Annotated in this window: 27 protein-coding genes and 1 tRNA gene; 6 read left to right on the forward strand and 22 right to left on the reverse strand. The window is 44.3% G+C overall.

Annotated features, from left to right (window positions below):
• The first annotated feature begins 7 nt into the window (after positions 1-7).
• Positions 8-1,483 carry an aminotransferase class I/II-fold pyridoxal phosphate-dependent enzyme gene (locus MKX75_RS19795; protein ID WP_062836119.1) on the forward strand — a complete coding sequence of 492 codons (1,476 nt, stop codon included), beginning with the start codon at positions 8-10 and terminating at the stop codon, positions 1,481-1,483.
• A 208-nt stretch (positions 1,484-1,691) separates the two neighbouring features.
• Here the strand turns inward: MKX75_RS19795 and MKX75_RS19800 are convergent, their stop codons facing one another.
• The 6 genes from MKX75_RS19800 to MKX75_RS19825 form a co-directional block, all read right to left on the reverse strand.
• A complete protein-coding gene (locus MKX75_RS19800; RefSeq protein ID WP_036614722.1) occupies positions 1,692-2,009 on the reverse strand; it encodes a DUF1292 domain-containing protein in 318 nt (105 codons plus the stop codon).
• A gap of 98 nt (positions 2,010-2,107) precedes the next feature.
• Positions 2,108-2,662: a hypothetical protein gene (locus MKX75_RS19805; RefSeq protein WP_062835395.1), complete on the reverse strand. Its 555-nt coding sequence runs from the start codon at positions 2,660-2,662 to the stop codon at positions 2,108-2,110.
• 506 nt (positions 2,663-3,168) lie between these two features.
• Positions 3,169-3,909 (reverse strand): SDR family oxidoreductase, encoded by a 741-nt coding sequence (locus MKX75_RS19810; protein WP_339166501.1) that lies wholly within the window; start codon positions 3,907-3,909, stop codon positions 3,169-3,171.
• Complete coding sequence (locus MKX75_RS19815; protein WP_339166502.1) at positions 3,902-4,528, reverse strand: TetR/AcrR family transcriptional regulator; 627 nt, start codon at positions 4,526-4,528, stop codon at positions 3,902-3,904. The genes MKX75_RS19810 and MKX75_RS19815 overlap by 8 nt, the downstream gene beginning before the upstream one ends.
• 519 nt (positions 4,529-5,047) lie before the next feature.
• The gene (locus MKX75_RS19820; RefSeq protein ID WP_339166503.1) at positions 5,048-5,614 is read right to left on the reverse strand and encodes a YdhK family protein; all 567 of its coding nucleotides are present in this window, start codon (positions 5,612-5,614) and stop codon (positions 5,048-5,050) included.
• Between the two features lie 170 nt (positions 5,615-5,784).
• Positions 5,785-6,204 (reverse strand): organic hydroperoxide resistance protein, encoded by a 420-nt coding sequence (locus tag MKX75_RS19825; protein WP_017687397.1) that lies wholly within the window; start codon positions 6,202-6,204, stop codon positions 5,785-5,787.
• A 255-nt stretch (positions 6,205-6,459) separates the two neighbouring features.
• Between MKX75_RS19825 and MKX75_RS19830 the strand changes: the two genes are divergently transcribed.
• Positions 6,460-7,674 (forward strand): chromate transporter, encoded by a 1,215-nt coding sequence (locus MKX75_RS19830; protein ID WP_339166505.1) that lies wholly within the window; start codon positions 6,460-6,462, stop codon positions 7,672-7,674.
• Positions 7,675-7,798: 124 nt separating this feature from the next.
• Here the strand turns inward: MKX75_RS19830 and MKX75_RS19835 are convergent, their stop codons facing one another.
• From MKX75_RS19835 to MKX75_RS19845, 3 genes are read right to left on the reverse strand one after another with little or no spacing between them, the layout of a single operon-like run.
• Complete coding sequence (locus MKX75_RS19835; protein WP_339166506.1) at positions 7,799-8,485, reverse strand: hypothetical protein; 687 nt, start codon at positions 8,483-8,485, stop codon at positions 7,799-7,801.
• 2 nt (positions 8,486-8,487) lie between these two features.
• Complete coding sequence (locus MKX75_RS19840) at positions 8,488-9,486, reverse strand: hypothetical protein (protein WP_339166507.1); 999 nt, start codon at positions 9,484-9,486, stop codon at positions 8,488-8,490.
• A complete protein-coding gene (locus MKX75_RS19845) occupies positions 9,473-9,736 on the reverse strand; it encodes a hypothetical protein (protein ID WP_339166508.1) in 264 nt (87 codons plus the stop codon). Before MKX75_RS19845 ends, MKX75_RS19840 begins: the two co-directional genes overlap by 14 nt.
• A gap of 95 nt (positions 9,737-9,831) precedes the next feature.
• On the opposite strand from MKX75_RS19845, the gene MKX75_RS19850 reads away from it, so the two are divergent.
• Positions 9,832-10,068: a hypothetical protein gene (locus MKX75_RS19850; protein WP_339166509.1), complete on the forward strand. Its 237-nt coding sequence runs from the start codon at positions 9,832-9,834 to the stop codon at positions 10,066-10,068.
• A gap of 183 nt (positions 10,069-10,251) precedes the next feature.
• Here the strand turns inward: MKX75_RS19850 and MKX75_RS19855 are convergent, their stop codons facing one another.
• Together MKX75_RS19855 and MKX75_RS19860 are read right to left on the reverse strand one after the other, a co-directional pair.
• Entirely contained in the window at positions 10,252-11,901 is a 1,650-nt protein-coding gene (locus MKX75_RS19855; protein ID WP_339166510.1) for a recombinase family protein, read from the reverse strand.
• A 198-nt stretch (positions 11,902-12,099) separates the two neighbouring features.
• Positions 12,100-12,171 (reverse strand) — tRNA-Val (locus MKX75_RS19860).
• Between the two features lie 700 nt (positions 12,172-12,871).
• On the opposite strand from MKX75_RS19860, the gene MKX75_RS19865 reads away from it, so the two are divergent.
• Complete coding sequence (locus tag MKX75_RS19865) at positions 12,872-13,315, forward strand: GNAT family N-acetyltransferase (protein WP_062836121.1); 444 nt, start codon at positions 12,872-12,874, stop codon at positions 13,313-13,315.
• Between the two features lie 113 nt (positions 13,316-13,428).
• Positions 13,429-13,665 (forward strand): DUF3892 domain-containing protein, encoded by a 237-nt coding sequence (locus tag MKX75_RS19870; RefSeq protein WP_017687389.1) that lies wholly within the window; start codon positions 13,429-13,431, stop codon positions 13,663-13,665.
• A 74-nt stretch (positions 13,666-13,739) separates the two neighbouring features.
• Here the strand turns inward: MKX75_RS19870 and MKX75_RS19875 are convergent, their stop codons facing one another.
• From MKX75_RS19875 to MKX75_RS19890, 4 genes are all read right to left on the reverse strand, one after another.
• A complete protein-coding gene (locus MKX75_RS19875; RefSeq protein WP_186333752.1) occupies positions 13,740-14,021 on the reverse strand; it encodes a hypothetical protein in 282 nt (93 codons plus the stop codon).
• Entirely contained in the window at positions 14,005-14,226 is a 222-nt protein-coding gene (locus MKX75_RS19880) for a hypothetical protein (RefSeq protein ID WP_017687387.1), read from the reverse strand. The genes MKX75_RS19875 and MKX75_RS19880 overlap by 17 nt, the downstream gene beginning before the upstream one ends.
• A 194-nt stretch (positions 14,227-14,420) precedes the next feature.
• The gene (locus MKX75_RS19885) at positions 14,421-14,741 is read right to left on the reverse strand and encodes a DUF3889 domain-containing protein (RefSeq protein WP_339166511.1); all 321 of its coding nucleotides are present in this window, start codon (positions 14,739-14,741) and stop codon (positions 14,421-14,423) included.
• Positions 14,742-14,797: 56 nt separating this feature from the next.
• Positions 14,798-15,106, reverse strand: a complete 309-nt coding sequence (locus MKX75_RS19890) for a hypothetical protein (RefSeq protein WP_339166512.1) — start codon at positions 15,104-15,106, stop codon at positions 14,798-14,800.
• A 259-nt stretch (positions 15,107-15,365) separates the two neighbouring features.
• On the opposite strand from MKX75_RS19890, the gene MKX75_RS19895 reads away from it, so the two are divergent.
• The gene (locus tag MKX75_RS19895) at positions 15,366-16,268 is read left to right on the forward strand and encodes a manganese catalase family protein (RefSeq protein ID WP_339166513.1); all 903 of its coding nucleotides are present in this window, start codon (positions 15,366-15,368) and stop codon (positions 16,266-16,268) included.
• Positions 16,269-16,486: 218 nt separating this feature from the next.
• On the opposite strand, the gene MKX75_RS19900 is transcribed toward MKX75_RS19895, so the two are convergent.
• The 7 genes from MKX75_RS19900 to MKX75_RS19930 form a co-directional block, all read right to left on the reverse strand.
• On the reverse strand, positions 16,487-16,744 hold the full coding sequence (locus tag MKX75_RS19900) for a hypothetical protein (RefSeq protein WP_339166515.1): 258 nt from the start codon (positions 16,742-16,744) through the stop codon (positions 16,487-16,489).
• A gap of 102 nt (positions 16,745-16,846) precedes the next feature.
• Positions 16,847-17,275, reverse strand: a complete 429-nt coding sequence (locus MKX75_RS19905) for a DUF5071 domain-containing protein (protein WP_339166516.1) — start codon at positions 17,273-17,275, stop codon at positions 16,847-16,849.
• 48 nt (positions 17,276-17,323) lie between these two features.
• Positions 17,324-17,542 (reverse strand): hypothetical protein, encoded by a 219-nt coding sequence (locus MKX75_RS19910; protein ID WP_339166517.1) that lies wholly within the window; start codon positions 17,540-17,542, stop codon positions 17,324-17,326.
• A 300-nt stretch (positions 17,543-17,842) separates the two neighbouring features.
• A complete protein-coding gene (locus MKX75_RS19915) occupies positions 17,843-18,172 on the reverse strand; it encodes a hypothetical protein (protein WP_339166518.1) in 330 nt (109 codons plus the stop codon).
• 234 nt (positions 18,173-18,406) lie between these two features.
• A complete protein-coding gene (locus tag MKX75_RS19920; protein ID WP_339166519.1) occupies positions 18,407-20,122 on the reverse strand; it encodes an ABC transporter ATP-binding protein in 1,716 nt (571 codons plus the stop codon).
• A gap of 44 nt (positions 20,123-20,166) precedes the next feature.
• On the reverse strand, positions 20,167-21,198 hold the full coding sequence (locus MKX75_RS19925) for an iron ABC transporter permease (RefSeq protein WP_145151174.1): 1,032 nt from the start codon (positions 21,196-21,198) through the stop codon (positions 20,167-20,169).
• A gap of 2 nt (positions 21,199-21,200) precedes the next feature.
• On the reverse strand, positions 21,201-22,256 hold the full coding sequence (locus MKX75_RS19930; RefSeq protein ID WP_062835410.1) for an iron ABC transporter permease: 1,056 nt from the start codon (positions 22,254-22,256) through the stop codon (positions 21,201-21,203).
• Between the last annotated feature and the right edge of the window lie 31 nt (positions 22,257-22,287).

A 22,287-nucleotide genomic window follows, 5' to 3' on the forward strand; every position in this document is an offset into this window, starting at 1 on the left:
AGCACTGATGAATCACCACCGTACGCCGCTGTTTACCGCTTTAAAAAATCATGCGGCACTCAATCCGGTACAGTTTCATATTCCGGGCCATAAAAAAGGATTGGGAGCGGATACCGAATTCCGTGAATTTATTGGCGATAATGCCTTCTCCATAGATTTGATTAACATCGCACCGCTGGATGACCTGCATCAGCCTACCGGTGTCATTCAGGAAGCACAGATCCTGGCAGCAGATGCCTTCGGAGCCGATTATACCTATTTTAGTGTACAAGGCACAAGCAGTGCCATCATGACCATGATTCTGTCTGTATGTACACCGGGTGACAAAATTATTGTGCCCCGTAATGTGCATAAATCGGTTTTGTCCGCCATAATTTTCTCAGGCGCCAAACCTGTATTTGTTTCTCCTTCACAAGACGTCAATCTGGGTATTGATCACGGAGTGACTACACAGTCTATCCGTCGCGCACTTGAGCGTCATCCAGATGCCAAGGCATTGCTCGTGATTAACCCGACCTACTACGGTGTAGTTACCGATCTAAAAGAGATTGTTGAGCTTGCACATAGCTATCAAGTCCCTGTACTTGTTGATGAGGCACATGGCGTACTTATTCATTTCCATGAGGATCTGCCGTTGTCAGCGATGGCAGCAGGTGCCGATATGGCTGCAACCAGTGTCCACAAGCTTGGTGGCTCCATGACACAGAGCTCCGTACTCAACCTGAACACGAAGAACGGGTTCGTGAATCCACAGCGTGTACAGACGATTCTGAGTCTGCTCACCTCAACATCAACTTCATACATTTTGCTTGCTTCACTCGACACATCAAGACGTAACCTGGCTCTCCACGGTCGTGAGATTGCACAGAAGGCGATTGAACTAGCCGAGTTTGCCAGACGTTCGATTAACGATATGGATGGACTGTATTGCTTCGGCAAAGAACTGCTAGGTACAGAAGCGACCTTCAACTATGATCCAACCAAAGTGACGATCCATGTCCGCCACTTGGGTATTACAGGATATGAGACAGAGAACTGGCTGCGCGAACATTACAACATCGAGGTCGAACTTAGTGATATGTACAATATTCTGTGTCTCATCACGCCAGGAGATACGGATGACAGCGTAGATATCTTGCTGAACGCTTTGCAGGATCTCTCCCGTACGTATTATCAAGTGAACCCGGCCCATGAACTGGTGGTTAAAGTTCCGGATATTCCACAGTTGATGCTGACTCCACGTGATGCATTCTACGGTGATACCGAAGTCATTCCGTTCAAGGAATCCGCAGGACGTATTATTTCGGAATTCATCTATGTGTATCCGCCAGGTATTCCAATCCTGTTACCGGGTGAGGTTATTACCCAAGAGAACATCGACTACATCATTGATCATGTCGAAGTTGGATTGCCTGTCAAAGGCCCCGAAGATCGCAGCGTAACCAACGTTAAAGTGATCGTGGAAGCCGATGCCATTTTCTAAAACAACCCCATTTGCGCTGTAAATGGGATGAACGTAAAGGACCAAGCCCTAAGCTTGGTCCTTTTTTATTTTATGGGATAAGTGAGTTTGCATTTTCCCGTCTATTTCGTCGTTCAAACCGGTCATGAAAATGCTCGTCTTCCTCTTGAGAACAAACAAAAGGCCCCCTGAAATCAAGGAGCCTTCATGTTATGTTCCAAAAGAATGACTATTCTTGTGATGCAACGAGTTCGTTGTAAGCCGCTTCAACGCGGTTCCACTCTTCTTCGTCTTCAATATTGTAGAGCACCATTTCCTCGTCTTCTTCTTCCATACGCAGGATGATGCCGTCAGCTTCAGGATTGTTACGTTCCAGCAGGAGCGCATAAACATGCTTCTCCACGTCAAACGTCTCCACCAAAACCATCTCCACGTCTTGGCCGTTCTCGTCTGTTAATGTGAGAAGGACTTCTTCATGCTCGTGGTCGTGGTCGTGGTCTTGCCCGCATCCGCAGCCATCGCCGTGTTCATGTGTGTGATCGCTCATTGAAATACCTCGCTTTATAAATAGAAATTGTGTAACCTTGCATATCGTAACATGTTCAATGACCTAGGTCAATTTAAAAGGGCAGCGTTACTTTCGCTTCAATCGTTCAGCGCTGTAATGATTTTCTCCGCTACCAGGACGTAGCTACTGTTTGCATTTTCTTTAATATGAAAGCCTACCTGGTACTTGCCAGCACGACTGAAATCGTACGTAAAATCATATGTGCGGAACCAGAAGTTATCCTTCTGGGTCGTAAGCTCCTGGGACTGGATATCTTTCACCTGACCGCTCGGATTAGTGATCGTAACTTTCACAGCAGCTACATCAGCTGTCAGACTGTCCACTTGTGAAAATACATTGAATTTCAACTTACCTACATTAACGTTGCCAAATACAGTGTCTCCCTTGAAGAGAAAAATATGTACATTCGGTTTGATCACCGTTACTCTCTTGTTGCTGCTATCCCATTTGACGACGCCTCCGGTTTCCCTTACAGGTACATAGGTCGTTCCATCAATGAGATAACCTCCATCAGCTGCTTCCTTGCCGTTAATGAGAACTCGAATCTTCTCGTTCACCGAATCTGCAAACAATAAAGACCCGCCGAGCAAGGAGAATACCGTGACACAAAGCAATATTCGTTTCCATTTCATCCCGTCAATATTCCCTCCCCTGCTGCTAGCTGTTGTACATTTATACTGCAGATTCATCCACAAAGTTGCGCTGTTTTTCATCATTTTTCATTTTTTATCCAGATTTTTTTCCACCCCTTGGAGTACTCAAAAAGAGGCGATCCTCATTAAAGGATGCCTCTGTCCTATTATTGTTATATATACGGGATTATACGAAGAGTTACGAAGAAGTATGGCGGGTCAAAATACAGGGAACACCCTTGCCTAGTGCCCCTTCAATTCTCATACGTGCAGCGTAATCCATTCCTCGTGTACATGGTGTCTTGCATCTCTCGCATACATCCGAAGTCACCAACTTCATGGATACACGAATTTTGTCACTCTTTAACGCGGGAGCTTTCTTTCCTTTTGCCTTTGCCATCCCGGATTCCCCATTTCCCCAAGTGCTTACTGATGTAATGCATCATATGGGGATTCGCCCGGTTGTGTGTCAAATGGAATGATCAAACTTCTTGATTTCAGTTATGTTAAATAAAGCCACCATTCACTCGGATCGTCTGACCCGTAACCCATTGAGACTCCGGGCCTACCAGAAATGAAATGACACTTGCGATGTCTTCCGGCTCACCCAGACGACCGAATGCATTCATTTTACGGATTCCTTCCAGCTGTTGCTCCGTCTTGCCAACCGAGAACAACTCCGTGTTGACCGGACCTGGTGCGACTGCATTAATCGTAATCTGTTTGGAACCAAACTCCTTGGCGAGTTGACGGGTGATCTGCTCTACCGCCCCCTTGGTCCCTGCATACACACTGTACCCAGGAAACATCTGTCCTGTTACCGAGGTAGAAAAGTTCACGATACGTCCTGCATCTTCCATATGTTTAAGCGCTTGTTGGCAAGCAAAGAACGTGCCTTTGACATTAATGGCAAACTGCTGATCAAATTCTTCCTCTGTCACTTCCGCTAGAGGAGTTGTCTTCATGATGCCTGCATTATTGATTAAAATATCCACTTTGCCAAGCTCGCTGATCGTTTCGGAAAACAGACGTTCCACATCTTCCTTCCTCGCCAAATCCGCTTGCACGGTAATGGCACGAACTCCTTTTTGCCGAACAATCTTTGCTACCTCTTCTGCTTTGTCCGGACGACTTGCATAATTAATCACCACATCGGCTCCGAGCTCCGCGAGTTGCTCCGCAATGGCACGCCCAATACCTCGCGACGATCCTGTGACCACAGCAACCTTACCTGTTAGTTTATTCATTCGATCTCCCACCTTCTTCATTCATATTAGATAAACCGTGTTCGACTAATAACCATACTTGTGCAAATTCATCATCTATCGCATCGCTGTGCCATTCATAGGCATGTGCCGGATGATGGAAACGAGCCGTTGCATGAAGAATAGCCGTTGCTGTTACCTTAGGATCACTGAACTTAAACTGGTGATTCTGTCGAATAATTTCGCTCAAATGGTGTATAAGATGTTCTACATGTTTGCGGATCAGATCAGCTGATTCCTGCGTAACCCGCGCATACATCTCAAATAATTCGGGATCTGACCCAGCATAATGACGTTTAAGATGTATTAATGTTTCTATATATACTTTCAGATGATGTATGCCTTCCCTTGTGTTGTTCTCATCCTGAGTTACCAAAGTTAAAGGTGTGATGATTTCATCTTCGAGCCATTGTTCAGTGACACCTTCAAGCAATTCCTTCTTGCTGGCATAATGCCTATATATCGTTCCATGACTGACTCCGAGCAATTTGGCGACATCGGTGACGGATGTTTTAGCAGCACCGAAGCGTCTTATCGTTTCCTGCGTAGCTGCAATAATCTGCTCTTTGGTGAGAAATTCAGAAGTTTTGTCTTTTACCATATGAACGAGATGGTTAACACCATCCACTTGCCACCTCCATTGAGATTAGATTAACACACTCGATAACAAATGACAATTATTGATTTTTGTCATTTGTTATTATTTTTAACTTTCAATAACGTCATAACAAAAAAAGAGCCTATTAAAACTTGGCTCTTTTGCTTCCTTATGATGTATATCAACACACTTTGCGATTTACAATAGTTTAGTATAGTCACAATTGATGCACTTAGAAAACGTATTTAAATAATAAGAATATGACAAGTAGGATGCCTCCCAGAATGAGCCAGTTACTGATTTCGTACCAAATGCCCTTCCCTCCGGACAGGTATTTCTGTTCATTCTCTTGATGACGCTGACGGTGTGTATCGGTCTCAGAGCCATGGGGTGGTTTGCTAAAATCCATCATAAGTACATGCCCCTTTCAGCAGCTTTGTTTAATCCTAATACCATTATAACCCATAATAGAGTAAGAATTTGATTTTTCTGCATAAAAAGGGCTGTTTCATACAAATAGTTCTATTGGATAGCCGTCAATTCTTCTTCCGTGACCCATTTGTGATTATGCATGGGATCTCCTCCTGTTGTGGGTGTATAATCAACCATATATACCGTTGTCTCTTCAGCAGAATCAATAATGGCCTTCGCACCCTTCATCCCTTTCATGTGATCAGCGCTCAACACTACCTCAGAGCCTGCCGCATACGGTTGTTCCTTATGGTCCTGTATTTCCTCATGGATAACCCATTTATGATTTTGCACGGGATCTCCGCCTGTTGTTGGCGTATACGTAACTGCATATACCGTAGTTTCATAGGCTCCAACGATCTTTGCTTTCGCACCCTTCATGCCTGACATGTGGTCGGCACTCATCAGCGCCTGGCTTCCTACTGGGAAGGTAGGGTTGTTTTTTTCCCGCATTCCTTCCGGTAGCTCTCCCGATTCAGAATGGTGCATCTCACCTGCGGCAGCTGTATGACTGTCATCGTTACTTTCAATAGTTTGCCGAGTCTCCTTGCCACATCCACTCAAAATCAAACTGCTTGCAATCAATATAGTCGATAGGGTCAGTAAATATTTTTTCATGTTTTGCACTCCTTTAATTCCAGTTATACCCTTCATTATACCCCCTATGGGTATATAACAATCATTATGATTGCTTTTTACGGGCAAAGCACTTCTTACAGCAGAGCAAAACAATACAAAAAACCTCCGATTTCTCGGAGGCTTCTTATAACAACAATTAGTTTCAATGATTACGCCAGTTCCACGTTAACATTCACGTTCCCTTTAATTCCTTTGGAATATGGGCAGTAGTCATGGGCAAGTTTCACAAATTTCTGTGCTGTTTCCTCATCCAGACCGAGAATCTTAACTTCCAAATCGACTTGAAGCTTCACGCCATTGTCCTCAGAGTCCGTCACCAACATTACAGTAGCAGCTACGGTACTTCTTTCAATTTCAACTTTGTGTTTCTTCAATTGAAACTCCAGTGCGGAGTTAAAACAAGCACTATATCCCGCTGCAAACAACTGCTCCGGATTGGTAGCTGTCGTCACTTGTCCTCCGAGTTCAGGTGGTGCAGCAACATCCAACATAAACACGTTATCTGGCGATTGTACGATTCCTTGACGTCCGCCTGTATTGATGACTGTTGTTTCATATAATGTTTTCATGTTTGAAAACTCCTTTAGTTTTTTAGATTTATTTTGACTACATTTCGATCTATTTTGTATCGCTAACAATTACATTGTACACAATTAAATTGCGCATGTAAATAGTTTATATAAAAATAATATAGTTTAATGCTGCGTTTAAATGAATAGCGATGAGGAGAATTATAATGTAGTTATCGGTAGAGGAAATGTATTCTTCTTTAACTTTCATCCATCAGATAATCTAAGTCGAACCGTTAAGGAGGAATAACACGTTTGGAGCATAATTCATTCCTAACCCCGGACAAGCCCAAACCTAATAAAGTCAGGGCACTTTCTGAGGTGTTGGCTGTATCCACCAAACTCGGCCTGACTTCATTTGGAGGACCGACCGCTCATCTCGGTTACTTTCATGAAGAATATGTTCGTCGTAGAAAATGGATGGATGAACGAAGCTATGCAGATTTAGTTGCGCTATGTCAATTTTTGCCCGGTCCTGCCAGCAGTCAAGTCGGGATTGGAATTGGCATCATCCGGGGCGGTTTGCTGGGGGGACTGATAGCATGGCTTGGTTTTACACTTCCTTCTGTCATTGCGTTAGTTTTGTTCGCTTTCCTTCTACAAGGATTTGATATCAGCCGTACTGGCTGGATTCACGGCCTTAAGATTGTGGCAGTAGCTATTGTTGCTCAAGCGATATTGGGCATGGGGCAAAAACTAACTCCTGACCGTTACAGGGCAACCATCGCTATATTTACTGCAGCGGCGACCCTTGTGTGGCCAACTGCGTTCACTCCAATCCTTTTTATTGTTATTGCAGGCATGGTAGGTATGATCCATTTTAGAAAAATGACAGGCATTCAGACAGTAGACTTGTCTATCCCTGTGAGTCGTAACTTGGCAATATTCTGTTTGGCTACGTTCTTTGGAATCCTGATTCTTCTCCCTGTACTCACACCATTTGATCGTTCGGGATGGCTGTTATTCTTTGATAGCTTCTACCGTTCAGGTTCACTTGTATTTGGTGGAGGGCATGTTGTCCTTCCGTTACTGGAACGTGAATTCGTCCCTACAGGTCTGATTAATAAGTCCGACTTTTTGGCGGGATATGGAGCAGCACAAGCTGTACCTGGACCATTGTTCACCTTTGCCAGTTATTTAGGTGCGATGATGCGCGGGGTCCCAGGTGCTTTGGTTGCAACGATCGCTATCTTTTTGCCAGCATTCCTTCTGATCGTAGGAGCATTGCCCTTCTGGAATTCTTTATGTAAAAGCCCGAAAATTCAAGGAACATTAATCGGCATTAATGCAGCCGTTGTAGGTATTTTGTTGGCGTCGTTATACGATCCGCTCTGGACAACTGCAATCCTGACTCCTGTTGATTTTGCACTCGTATGCATGTTGTTTCTAATGCTCGTTTTCTGGAAAGTACCACCGTGGATCGTTGTCGTTGCTGGTGCAGCAGGCGGTACAATCATGAATCTTCTCTAAATAAAAAGGTACCCGAACACTACACTTCTTTTTCAAAGCGTCCGTGTTTAGGTACCTCATTCCTGCAAGTATGTCTTTTTACCAATCCATGCAGTTAATTGATTTATACTCTTCAGCATTCCAATCAGTTACTCCAGATATCCACTTTCATCTGTGCACATTTGAAATACTTGGCCTCTGCGGGGCTTGTGGTCAGTTTCAACAGACATTGCAAATTTCCATGTTGGAATATCCCACCACTGAGATCAGCAGCAACACCGCCATACTGGTCATCCGCACCAAGCCATACGGACGGTCTCTCGAACCCAGCTGAGAACTGTAATCCGGTGCAGAGCAGCACAGTCAGGTTCTTACGGTTCTGTGCCTCATCTCCTGCTACGCCATGTGTGGTGAAGAACACCATGTTTTGCTTGAAATCGGTATACGTTCCATCTGCTTTATAGGCACGAACCATACCATACTTCTGATTGACGTTCTGAAAAAACGTGATTCCGGCCTTGCTATCTATCGATTTAATGCCAAGCTGAACTGAAATACCAATGTTCCCGTTCAATTGTAACGCTTCCAAAGTGACTGCAATGGCTGTTACTTTCGAGCTGTCAATCAGATGTTTCATTTTCAACTCTGCCGAGGCTCCTGCGGTTGCCGGTGTTGTAACTGTAATGGTCCCTCTGTCGGGCAAAGGCTCAAACGTAGGTGTACCCACCACCTCAAGCCAATCCGGTAACGTTCCATGAAGAAAATCGGCCACAAGCTGTTTGTGAACTTTTCCAAATGGCACGATCTGACCCGCTGCATCACGTATAACCATCTCTACACCCCCACCGAATAGGCTACACCGATATTATGATCGGTATTGTAATACACGTACACTACTCCGTCCATAACGGACACCATCATGGATTGCATGTTTGTCGTTTCCCAATTCAATGCCGGAAAATGTATATCTGAAGGTTTGTCCAGCAGTTGACGAAAGTCTGCGCTGATCTTGGCAATAGCAGGCCGAGCTACGGTCGTAACCCCACCGGAAGCATAAGCCGATAACATGCCGAGCCACCACATGCTCCCTTTGTACATAAAAACACCAGCATTGGGTCTCGAAATGTTTTCACCCGGGTTTAAAGTGGCATCATTACCACCCATTAATGGTCTAGGATCAGCTAGCCAGCTGCGCCCATCATGAGAATGCCAGATACATTTACGGCCGAAATCACCGCCGCCCATCACCGAGAAACCGATCCATTTGCCCCCATTTCTAAAGCACGAGAAGTATCCGGTATGACCATCACCTGGGAAACCTGGAGGTTTGTCCAGAATCAAACCCACTCTTGTCCAGTTAATCATGTCTACAGAGGTCGCAAGTGCCGTCGATTGATTGATCCCCAGTCCGTTTTGTTGATAGTACATGAAGAACAATTGTTCTTCATCGTTCCAGATCACGAATGGCGTTTCCGTCGAATTCCCAACCACGGTATCCAGATATACCTGTCCGTGTTTGGTCCAGGGTCCTGTCGGATTGTTCGAGTAGGCTAGTCCAATTCCTCCGATGTTATTGTGATTGGTAGAATACGTGGCATAATAATCTGCTTTGGCATTAGGGATAAGTCCCTTTACCTTGATCGCCCGAAACCAATAGATCGATTGAAGACCCGCCATGGCAGCGGTATATATAGGATTGTCCATTTTTTTATCAAATTGAGGTGTGTACATCCGTCTGGATTCTGCATCGCAATAATCGTATGGCGCAATGGCCCTGTTCGCCTTCATCGCTGCATCGAGTGCTGCCTGAGCAATATTTTCAGCCATGGACATGGAAACTCAACTCCTTCGTGAGCAGGGTATTACCATTTACCGGTGACAAATATAAACTGTCTTTTAATAGGATTGAACAATCAACAACATTACCCACATTCGCAGCCGGCTCCTGAGTAATACGAATGATAGGGCGAATGTCATCATTATATGAATACGCTTTCATTTTGTTGATTCCTTTACTTCCCTTGCCATGGTGATCAGCAAATCTCCTTTTCATGGGTACGCCCGGATAATGTTGATCCTTCATATTAATCCCTCCTATTGTTTTCTCCCGATAAGTATATTCATGAAGTTGCCTTTCTGTTAAAGCATCATGCCCATCTTGCAGCCTAATATTCCAAAATGAGCTATGAATCATTTAGAACAATCGCCGAACAAAAAATAAATAGAAATCTGGAAAACTTATTCTATTCTCTATTACTAAAACAACACGCTAATCTTGATTCAAAAGCTTTAAAGATCGGTGCAGAAATTTACGCAGCGTCCGTGGATTGGTTAAATCATGGGTCTCCTCCGGCAGAACAATATATAGAAAAAGCCTTACCGTTTTTAGTGACCAAAACTAAATCATTTATCTAAGTAAGAGTAAGGTGAATTGTCTGTGGCGCTGAGGTAATAAGGAATTTTTCATTTCGTCCCCCATCTGTCCCCAAAACTTATTTTACGCCTTCTTCACAGTTCATAAAAAAGAAAAGAAGCCTTACATCGTAAGGCTTCTCGTGTATGATCTGTAGTGGGCTCGAACCACTGACCCCTACCCTGTCAAATAAGTGAGCTCTTGATATCCTTACTCTCTCTGTATAGATAACCGAGTAATTCTTTTATTCCACCCTTGATTTCAACCAATATTTTATCTTTGCTAATGTAGACAACCTCTAGCAATGTGCTTAACATCATTTTCTTCTTTTCTGTAGATGCATTTGTAAATATCTCCCCCCAAACTGGGAGATCATCTTTTAGAGCCTCCATCTCTGATATCTCCATTTTTTTGGAGGATAACAATTGCTCTATTCCCTTAATGTCTTCAGTAGTTTTCTGAATTTCGTTTTCTTTTTTCTCGATAAGACCATTGAGCATTTCTGGTTTGAATGCGCTCTTACCCATTATAGATTTTGGAACCTCAGCGTTTAATGTCACAAGCTCCTCGTAGTTCTCTTCCAGTAAATTTTGCATTGTTTTAATTTTTTCCTCTTCTTCATTAGAAACCTTCTTTTTTAATGATTCAATTTCTGATTGGAAATCTATTGTTCTGAGTTGACTTAAGTATACATCCACTCTTTCTAAGACTTGTCTCTCTACCTTCTTTGAAGAAAATGTTGCCTGTCCGTTACAATCCGTCTTTCCTTGCAATTTTCCACTACAACGGTAACTTTTATTCTGATTGTATCTGACTATTTCTCCATTAGCTGCTTTGTATTTATTTACAAATGTAGTCGTGGTCAATCTAGAATTACAACAACCGCATCTGGCTATTCCAGTTAAAAGTAAACTTCCTTTAGTGCTTATGGGAATGGAATTTTCATTTCTGTTTGGATTCTTAGGGTTCTTTTTATCCCTTATATTCTGCACACTATTCCAATCCTCTTCTGAAACTATCATTAATTCAGGGATTGGTTTTGAAAAGATATCGTCTCCTTCTTCTTTTCTGTATCTCATTACTCCTTTGTAAATTGGATTCTTAAGTATAACGTTTACAGTAGGAGCACCCCATTGTTTTGCTTTTCTTGTCGGAACATTTTTTTCGTTTAGAAGTTTAGCTATTCTTAATTGTCCGTAACCTTCTTTAAGCACTAGTCGAAATATTTCTTGTACGTTCTTTGACTCTTCTTCGTGCTTGCACAGTTTTTGCAGTGCTTTCCCTTTTTTATTTACATTACCGGAATCAACAATTTTATACCCGTAGGGAATACCTCCTCCCCTAAAAATACCATCTTCGACCATCTGTATATGTTTTTCGTTGACTCGTTCAGAGGTCTTCCTACTTTCATCGCTTGACTGCCAAAATCTTAAGTAGTTAACCATCCGATCGGTGTATGCTTCAATTTTTTGCTGACCTTCTATTACAGACCACATTTCTACCCCTTTGTTTACAAACCACTCAAGTACAAAGGGAGTCTCATCATCTTTTCTTCCAAGCCTATCAAACATAAATACCAACAAGACATCGAATAAACCATTCTCAGCATCCTCTTTAGCCTTTTGGATAACATCACGCTTCGAGGCAGGTACTTTAAAACCTGATACCCCTTTTTCGGTATATTCCTTAACTAGCTTCCATCCCTCTTGTTTCTCTACCATCTTCCTGCATGCTCGTTGTTGCATTGGAATATCGTTCCCGTCCATCGGACTTTTTGTGGACACTCGATATAGTGCCGCAACACGCTTTATTTGTCCCATTCCATCAACCACCATATCTTTTTTCTGTAATATTTTTATCGATAGACGTAACTACTTTCACTGCTTTATTTTATCCAAATTGTACCATTAAGTATATTTATTATCAACAAAAACCACCTACACATATTATTGGAGGTGGCGATAATATTATATAAAAAAGGCAACCCCTCTTGAGATATAACTCTCAAAAGAAGTTGCCTTTAATTTTACATATAGGACGAGTGGGGATCGAACCCACGACCCTTACCCTGTCAAGATAATGCTCTCCCGCTGAGCTATCGCCCTGTAATAATTAAGATGTATCCATAACGATCATACTACTATCTTTAGCTGAGCTAACAGATCATGATATATAATTGTTTCCCAATCAAGTAACAGTATCATATCAAGTAACCGTGTTCATTGTCAATCATTTATTTGGTTATAATTCACCCGAAATGGTGCACAATAAAGGAAAGATTCCCATTTATACAACGAGGTGAATTCCCTATGAGAAACTCAACAAAACGGTCAAAGTCCAATAAACATACATTTACCAAATGCTTCTTTCTCTTTGCTGGGCTTGTGATTCTCATTACAACCGTTACTGGTTGCGGCTTGGAGCGGGATGAACATACAGTACAATTTCAACAATTACACCAGCCCAATGAAAATGGTGATTCTCTGCCTGTCTGGCTAGACGTGTACTCCAAATCTGTGATTCAAGATGTATATTCTCCACGAGGGAGCAGTGAAGTCCTACCGTGAAGGTTAACAGGTGAATTACTCATCTTCATCCCACTTCCGTGAGTATGCTTTCTTGGTCACGTAATACAACAGAGCAATCATTCCCGCCGACATTAGCAATGTAATTACCATGATGCCTGCCATGCCCATCGCTAGTTCCTCCTCTCCCAATATGTTCCAGACTTAACTATACAGGAAAAGCATTTTTTTGTATAATTCAGTCTGATATGTCGCGCAAGAGCAGAAAGAAGGAATGGAATTGGCAGCTGAGATTAGTTATGTAACGACGGAAGAACAACTGGAGCAAGCCTTGGGGATTCGCCATCACGTTTTTGTGATCGAGCAACAGGTGCCTGCCGAGATTGAAATTGATCAATATGATGTCATCAGTCCTGATGTACATCATGTATTGTTAAGTACGGATGGGCAGGCTGTTGCCACGGGACGTCTGATCTATTACAGCAAGGATACGGCCAAAATGCAGCGGATCGCGGTGCTTGAGTCTCATCGTTCATTTGGTTATGGACGAGTGCTTCTGTTGGCCATGGAAGAGCGGGCACGTGAACTTGGCTTAACCTATTCTGTACTCGATGCACAATGTCAGGCTCAGAAATTCTATGAAAAACTGGGTTATGAAGTGATTTCGGAAGAACCTTTTTATGATGCAGATATTCTGCATGTTCGTATGAGAAAGAGCTTGTAAACCCTCGGCGTCGGCAGGTCTTTATCAGTATATGGTGCATACTTCCGACGAAATCGGATAGGCTAATCAGGTAAGCAGATTCCTATCTCGTCATATAAGGAGAGTGTGACATCATGGATCAAACGACACGCGAGAGTTTCACAGCCGTACAGAAAAATGGCGATGGTGACCTGACAGCATTTCAGACTTCAGCAGGACGTGTACTGGATTATCAGCAAGCACTTGCAGAAGTAAAGGCTGGCGCTATTGCCGGTGTGAATGTATTTAAAGGTAAGGATGGCGAAATGTACATTCGCGGTGATGCCGACGGTGACCCAACCAACAACCTGGACCAACTTCCCCATTTCTAAATAGATGCACAAGTCGTATGTGTGACACAGTAAGCGCCGATCCGGATATCCGGGTTGGCGTTTACTTATTATGACTAGTAGTCCGTAAAATATTTTACGGAGTCCCCGGAAGGCTGGCTTTTGCGAATCGGCTGTTGTACCTGTTCCCATGCCTGCAAAATCTGTATCCCTTCCAGAGTAGACCGGTTATCCCACGCGATATGCCCAGTGCGTTCAAGCTCCAGCAATGACTCATGAATGAATGCTTTGCTTCGTCCCGTCTTATTCTCCAGTTCATCCATACGCGGCAGCCGACGCCGTTGCCCTGCATAGTTCACCATAATTCGCAAAATCTTGCGTTCAAAGTCGTTCAGCATACTTTACCTCCCCGTTCAGATCCGTAACAGGACGCCATGCCAGAATACCTTGCTCCAGAAATGTTCGGGGTGAGCCTTCTTTTCCTGCAGATGCCCTAATCATCCCGCCACGTACACTGTTAATTCGAATCTGTCGCTGCGTAATCTGCCCTGCACGATCCATGTAGACAAGCTCCACCATCTGGCCAATATATTTCCCTAGCATAATCATCCCTCCGATAAGAACGTTTGTTTGTATTTCTTATTATATGCGAACTTAAGTTCTTTATTCAATAGTAAAAAAAGGGTTTTGTAAAATAAAAAAACCAGACTTTCACCTAAAGATTAAGGTGGTCTGGTTCCTCCAATGATGTAGCTGATATTCAAACATGGCTTGTAATCAGCAAGTTCAATAGCAGATCAGTGTCGATCCGATTCCGAAAATTGTACTTTTTTCAATTGCTGTGTTGACGGGTTAAAATCAACATTCACATAGACTGCGAATTGCTTGCCGTCTTTTGCACGAACCCATAACTTGAACTGTTCCCGTGATTGATCCGCTGTTAGAGAGGTACGACCGATATGCTTGTAGTCCAAAATATCCACATTGTATTTGGTTTGTGTTTCTTTGACCGCAATAATTCCCCATTTCGCATAATCAGGGATTGCGGCACCTGTTCCTGATGTAATTCCGGCTAAACTCAGGACTACCGTCATGACGGTAACGAAGAGCATTCTCATTTCACTCACTCCTTGGGACAATATGTTTCTGTTATATTGCCCGTCCGGGTTTTATTTTACACGAATAAACGAAAGATCCAGGCCAGTGGCCGTAGGGAAAAAGGAACCACATGAACAAGCCGGTCAAACGAATCAGTAGGCTCCGTCCGGAAGCTCATTCCCCAGTCACCCGAGAAAAAGTGTTGTTGTGTCTTCGGCTCCTCAGGACGTTCCAACCCGTACTTCTTCTCAAGTAACTGCCTCGTTGTTTCATCCACCTGAACCTCGTTCGTAACGTCATATGCTGTGGCAGGCTCGCTGCTTATGTACATCAGAATCATTAGAAACATCACAATCCCAACTATTTGTATCCAACGCTTATTCATCTCTTACTCCTTTATGGATTCATGACTCTTTTCTCTTGTAACGTGAAGATTCGTTCGAATGTTTGATTATACATAAAATTCACCGTATTGGAAATAACAAAAAGGAAGATATGTGGCATGCGTTATGCGATGCTTAAGTCCCATTTGGTTGATTTTTTGTTTAAAAAAACCAATTGACGTGTAATAGGCCATGATAGAGTGACTTCACGATCTGAAACCTACACGATCTGCAATACCACTTTGAGGAGGTTACACCCGAATGTTCAAACGCTTGGATGAAATCCTGATTGAGATTCCCAATGTCGAGAAGCCAGATCCGAATGCTGCGGCAGCCATACAAGAATTGCTCGGTGGCAAATTCGGAGAAATGTCAACGTTGAACAACTACCTCTATCAATCGTTTAATTTTCGTTCCAAAGAAAAGCTGAAGCCCTTCTACGACCTGGTCATGAGTATTACGGCCGAAGAATTGGGTCATGTTGAGCTCGTGTCTCATGGTATTAACAAATGCCTCAGAGGCTCAACCGAGTACAAAGAACCCGACGATACACCACTTGGCTCCGTGAAGGATGCTCGTCTGTCGTATCATTTTCTGGCAGGTGCGCAGGGAGCGATGCCTTTCGACTCCATGGGTAATCCGTGGACAGGAGCACACGTCTTCAATAGTGGTAACCTGGTCGAGGATCTGCTCCACAACTTTTTCCTTGAATGCGGAGCGCGTACCCATAAAATGAAAGTATACGAAATGACCGATCACCCCGCAGCCCGGGAAGTTGTCGGTTACCTGTTGGTGCGTGGTGGCGTGCATGTCGTGGCATATGCAAAAGCACTCGAGATTGCAACTGGCGTAAATGTAACCAAGCTGGTTCCTATCCCTTCACTGAACAACAAAGCCTTCAATGAGGCTCGTAAATATGAAGAAAAAGGGGTACACACCAAGCTGTATACCTATAGTGATAAAGACTTCAACACGATCGGTCAGATCTGGAAAGGAACTCATCCTGAAGATGGACAACCCCTGGAAGTCATTCAAGGGATACCTGAAGGATACCCGATTCCGGAATCGCCTGCGGTCGAGGAGGAGTTTGCACCAGGTATATCGCAAGAAGACTTCAAGGAAATTGCTCGCCGTCTGAAGATGGCAGGGAATATTGCGGATTGATTCAGCTAAGTAACAAAATAAGCCCAACCTTCAAAGGTTTGGGCTTATTGAAATTGTAACAATGTTTAAATATTTCACTTTGCAAATATACCGAGACAATCATCTGAAAACTTACCATTAATCTTATATTCAATTAAATATCGTTATCCGAATGTTTCTTAATCATCTCCCAGAGCTCTTCTTCACTATTCAAACGTATAGAATCCGTATATTCCCATCTAAAATAAGGATCCAGGTCTTTGGCTATTTCTTCCCAAGACTACATTAGTCCCGTCTTTTAGTTCTGCTTCTAGTGCTTTCGGAGTTATGATTGTAAAATCAAAATTATCCTCACCTTCAGAATCTTCCGTTCCAATACAGGCTGTACCGGACAAGTAAAAATCGTCTCCGATATCTTCAGTCTCCGTGAATTGTAACTTGCCATGAATATTCGGATTTCCAGTAATAATAAGATCTTTCAAGATCGGTTTAATCACGTTTTACACCTCTTAGGTATCTAGTCTCTTTCATTAATCTCTATTTTTCTTGTAACAGCGCTGCCATATTACAGTCTTTCTTAGAACGCTAATTACCAGTTTCTATGTATCCAAACTTCCATCTCCACTGATCTCTCGTTGATGTACCTTCATCTTGTCCAAAAGCTCCAAAATGACCTCATCCAACTCCTCAAGTACCTCACTCGGTGTAGGAAATTCCAGTATCCTTACCAGATCCGTCTGTAGCATACTAAGATGAGATATAGGCATTCGATCAATTAATCCGACCAAAATGAAATATTCCCACTGTGGATCTTGGGTATGCAATACATCCTTAATATGAGGAATTAAGTCTTCGCCCAGTCTCAATAGTAGATCCTCTACCGGCTTAGAAATAGGCCAGTTCCCGTCTTGTAACCACTCCATCAGCTCCGGGATGATAACTTTTAATTCGACATCACTGAACTTACTTAACTTACGCACCGCTTTATAATCAAACTTATCGCGGGGAAGGCACTCTCTAATATCCATTTAAAATTCCTTCCTCATCTCTATGTGCAAAATCATATACTCCCTCTGTTACTCGACAGGCTCTACATCCTTTACTCTGATCTCAATCTCATCTTGATTCTTCGTCGTTGACATCGCATCTCTCATACGAATCGTCCACGTTCCTGCATCCTGAAAATTGTACATCTTCAATGACAGGAATACGTACCTTTTCTCCATCTGGTGTGTACAATCCGCCCCGAATTGCAACGCATCACTTAAATGAGCACCATCTGGAGTATTGGACAAGATACCGCCATCATTTCTGCTCTGGCCTGCCCGGGATAGAGCTGATTTTCCGGGCCTCCATCCGTCCAGATTTCAACATAGGAGCCGATCTGCGAATCAGGCGCATTGGAGAACCATTTTGCAAGATTGCAAGATTGAAAGTGATATATATGAAGGCTGTACGAAGATTGGGCATATGTCCGTCCTCCTTAACTATATTCCCTTTCTAATGCTAACGTCCAATACCAAGTTATTGTTGCAAACACAGCCTTCAACTCATCCTCATCTCTCACATGGATCGTCTCAAGTAATCAGAATACTTCACTTCTGGATGTTTCTCTTATACAGATACCTGCCCCATACCACCAACGCTGTACACAACAAGATCACACAATAGGCCCACACAAAAAACATGGCAAGCCCCAAGCCGATGTTGGCATCCAGGCGCTTATCAAAGATCTCCGTGTACAACGCAAAACCGAGTGGCACAGCGCCAACAATGAAAAGTCCAATAAGCCATCCACCCCAGCGTTGGAAACTGGAACCCCTGCCTTTATCGTTATGCTTGCGAATTCCTTGAATCAGAAACCACAAAATCAGAATAAATAATAGACAGGTCATAAGAATCTTCTGCATATCGCTCAATTGCATCTCGTTCGCCTCCTACGTCATATATAATGATGAACATATTCACTCATTGAAGTTGAAGACTTAACTATCATTACCCGATTCTATGCCCATGATCACAGGCAGACAACAGCTTAGCACCCCAGACCCACACAATAATTATGAAAAAGAAAATAACGCCACCGTCCTGACTCCTTCCAAGTCAAGAACGATAGCGTTACTTCTCATATTTACATTGTTACATCCACATCGAATAGGTTACGCGCCAAACTGCGCATAGTGAAGGCGGCTGTACACCCCGCCTGCTACAAGTAATTCTTCATGACGCCCCTGCTCCGTTATGCCTTGTTCAGCAACGACAATAATGCGATCTGCATTTTTGATCGTAGCCAATCGGTGAGCAATAACCAGTGTGGTCCGGCCCTCGGACAGCTCAGCAAGGGATTGCTGAATGGCTGCTTCCGTTTCTGTATCCAGCGCGGATGTGGCTTCATCCAGGATCAGAATTGGTGGGTTTTTCAGGAACATACGTGCAATAGACAAACGCTGTTTCTGTCCACCGGACAGCTTCACGCCGCGTTCACCAATTAACGTATCCAATCCTTCCGGCATCGATTGGATCAAAGGTTCCATCTGGGCACGTCTGGCGGCCATCCAGATTTCTTCTTCGGACGCATCCAACTTGCCGTAGGCAATATTCTCCCGAATAGTTCCATCGAAGAGGAAGACGTCCTGTTGTACAATTCCGATATGACTACGCAAGGAATCGAGCGTCATATCCTGTATCTCCTGTCCATCGATCGTGATGCGACCTTCCAGCACATCATAGAACCGTGGCAACAGACTGCACAATGTGGTTTTACCAGCCCCCGATGGACCGACAAGAGCTACAGTTTCACCGGCTTGTACGTTGAGATCGATACCTTTAAGGACAGGTTCCTGATCCGAATAACCAAAGGTGACTTTCTCATAACGAATATCTCCACGCAGGTGTGATACCGTAACGGCACCTGGACGATCTTCCACATCCGGTTCCATATCGAGTAGCTCCGTATAACGTTTGAAGCCTGCAATCCCTTTGGGATACGTCTCAATAACCGAATTGATCTTCTGAATCGGTGTCAGGAACACATTGGACAGCATAATAAATGCAATGAACTGACCGTAGGTCATACTGCCATTAATAACAAACCACGTTCCGCATACCAGGACAAAGAGGGATACCAGCTTCATCAGCATATAACTGACAGAGGAGTTCCAGGCCATAATTTTGTATGCGATCAGTTTGGTCTGACGGAAACGACCGTTATTCACAGCAAATTGTGCTTTTTCATGCTCTTCATTAGCAAAAGCCTGAACAACACGAATACCTGTAATATTGTTCTCTACGCGAGCATTGAAGTCCGCAATATCTCCGAACATTCGGCTGAATGCCTTGGACATTTTGCTACCAAAATAGAGCGAGAGATAAATAATCAACGGCACGATGATAAAGGTTAACACCGCCAGATTTCCGTTAATGCTCATCATGATGCTGAATGCACCAATCAGTGTCATCACCGCGATAAATACATCCTCTGGACCATGATGGGCAATCTCGCCGATATCCATCAGATCGTTAGTCATACGGGACACGAGGTGCCCTGTTTTTGTATTGTCGAAGAAACGGAATGATAACTTCTGCACATGATTGAACAGACTTTTACGCATATCCGTCTCAATGTTAATGCCGAGCTTGTGTCCCCAATAGGTAACCACGAAGTTCAGGAATGAATTCAATAAGTAGATGCCCAGCAATGCCAGACACGCCCACAGAATCCAGTCCCAGCGGCCGCCTGGCAGCAGATCATCGACTACCCGGTTGACCGCTAGTGGAAAAGCCAGCTCCAGCAGAGCGACCAGAATCGCACAGCTGAAGTCAAGAATAAAGAGCTTTTTGTAAGGCCTGTAATAGGCAAAGAAACGGCGAAGCATGGACTAATGTCCTCCTTATGCAACCACACAATGATGATTACGTTCTATTTCGTCTTGCTTAAGAGGTACAGGAAGTATGGCGCACCAATAATGGCAACCAGGATACCCGCAGGTATCTCCGAAGGCTGTAGGATGACACGGCCCAGCGTATCTGCAACCAGCACGAGCAATGAACCGATCAATGCAGATGCGGGTAACAGAAACTGATGTTTTGGACCCACCAGACGACGTGCCAGATGCGGTCCGATCAGACCGACAAAACCGATCCCCCCACTCACAGATACACATGAGCCGGCAAGCCCAACCGCAGCCGCAAGCAAAATCAGCCGCTCACGCTCAACCGGAGCCCCGAGTCCACTCGCAGTCTGGTCACCCAGATTCAGTACGTTCAGTACACGTGCCTTATACAGAACAAGCGGTACAAGAATGATAAGAAACGGCAGTAATGCCGTAACAAATTTCCAGTTCGAACCCCAGATGCTGCCTGCCATCCAGGTAGCTACAAATTGATACTTTTCCGGACTAAGCCGCAACGTCAGCACGATCATGGCAGAACTGATTCCCGCCGCTACCCCGATCCCCGTAAGCAACATACGCGTAGGCAGGATGCCCTCTCCTTTTTTGTAAGAGAGAACATAGATCAGAAATGCAGCAAAGCCGGAACCGATCAGGGCCAAAATTGGTAAAAGAAATACCGGTGCCGCTGTCGTGGTCGGGAAAAAGGAAACGAATAACATAACAACCAATCCAGCACCTGCATTAATCCCGAGGATACCCGGATCTGCCAGCGCATTCCGAGATACCCCCTGCAAAATACAACCGGATAACGCAAGTCCGGCCCCGACCAGCACCGAAATAACGATACGTGGCAGACGGAATTCAAACAGGATCAACTCCTGCTTCGCCGTGCCTCCGCCAAACAGGGTACGCATCACCTCAAGCGGCGAAAGCTTGGTAAAGCCTGTGTTCATGCTCACCACAAAAGCCGTAATAATTAATAGGCCAAGCACAATGAGGACAATCGTGCTCTTGGCTCTCTTTTTGCGCTCTGCTCCAACTAGTGTTGAGGATTCCATCGTTACAGAGTCCTCCTTTCTTTACGCGCCAGATACAGGAAGAACGGTACCCCGATGAGGGCAACCAATGCGCCAATTGGCGTCTCGTACGGCGGGTTGATCATACGTGCAGCCAGATCCGCAAATACAAGCAACAGACTGCCCATTACAGCGGAGCATGGAATAATCCAGCGATAATCCACCCCAACTATTTTTCGCGTAAGATGGGGAATAATGAGTCCAACAAAACCAACCGCACCCACAACGGACACAGCCGTACCCGCAAGGATCAGTACAACAATCAGACCCACGAGCTTGATCAGCCCCGTACGTTGGCCTAAGCCAACGGCAATATCTTCTCCAAGACTAAGCAGCGTAATGGAACGGGAGATGAGAAGACCTGCAATCAGCGCAGCGAGTACCCATGGGAACATGACCTCCAGCTGAGACCACTTCGTTCCGGCTACACCTCCGGCTGTCCAGAAAGCCAGATCTTGTCCAATTCTGAAATACAATGCAATTCCTTCACTGAGTGCTGACAACATCGCCGATACAGCTGCACCCGCAAGCACAAGTCGTAGAGGTGTAAGACCCGATTTGGAAGCTGCACCAAAACCATACACCAACAGAACACCAAGCCCTGCTCCAATAAATGAATACATAATGATGTACATAAACGGCAGGCCCGGGAAAAAGGCAAAACAGATCGCAAGCGCAAATCCAGCGCCCGCATTCAGCCCAAGCAGACCGGAATCAGCCAGCGGGTTACGGGTCATGCCTTGCATGATCGCACCAGCTACAGCAAAGCATGCACCGACCATCGCTCCGCCAAGAATACGCGGCAACCGAATCTCCCATATGATCTGGTGCGGAGTTAGCTCAGGATTGAAATCGAAGATGGCCTTCCAGACGACACCAAGCTTAATATCAGCTGCGCCAAAAGAAATGGATAATGCCATACCCAGAGCGAGTAGTAAAATTCCCCCTGTAAGAATAAGTGTGGCTGCCCACGGACGAGTGTGTATCTTCGCTGTGGGTGATTCCGGATTATGATTTGCTGGTGAAGCTTTTGAACTCATACGCGCCCACCCTCGTTATGAGTGGAACTGT

Source organism: Paenibacillus sp. FSL R5-0341, from assembly GCF_037975235.1.
Classification (GTDB): Bacteria; Bacillota; Bacilli; order Paenibacillales; family Paenibacillaceae; genus Paenibacillus; species Paenibacillus amylolyticus_A.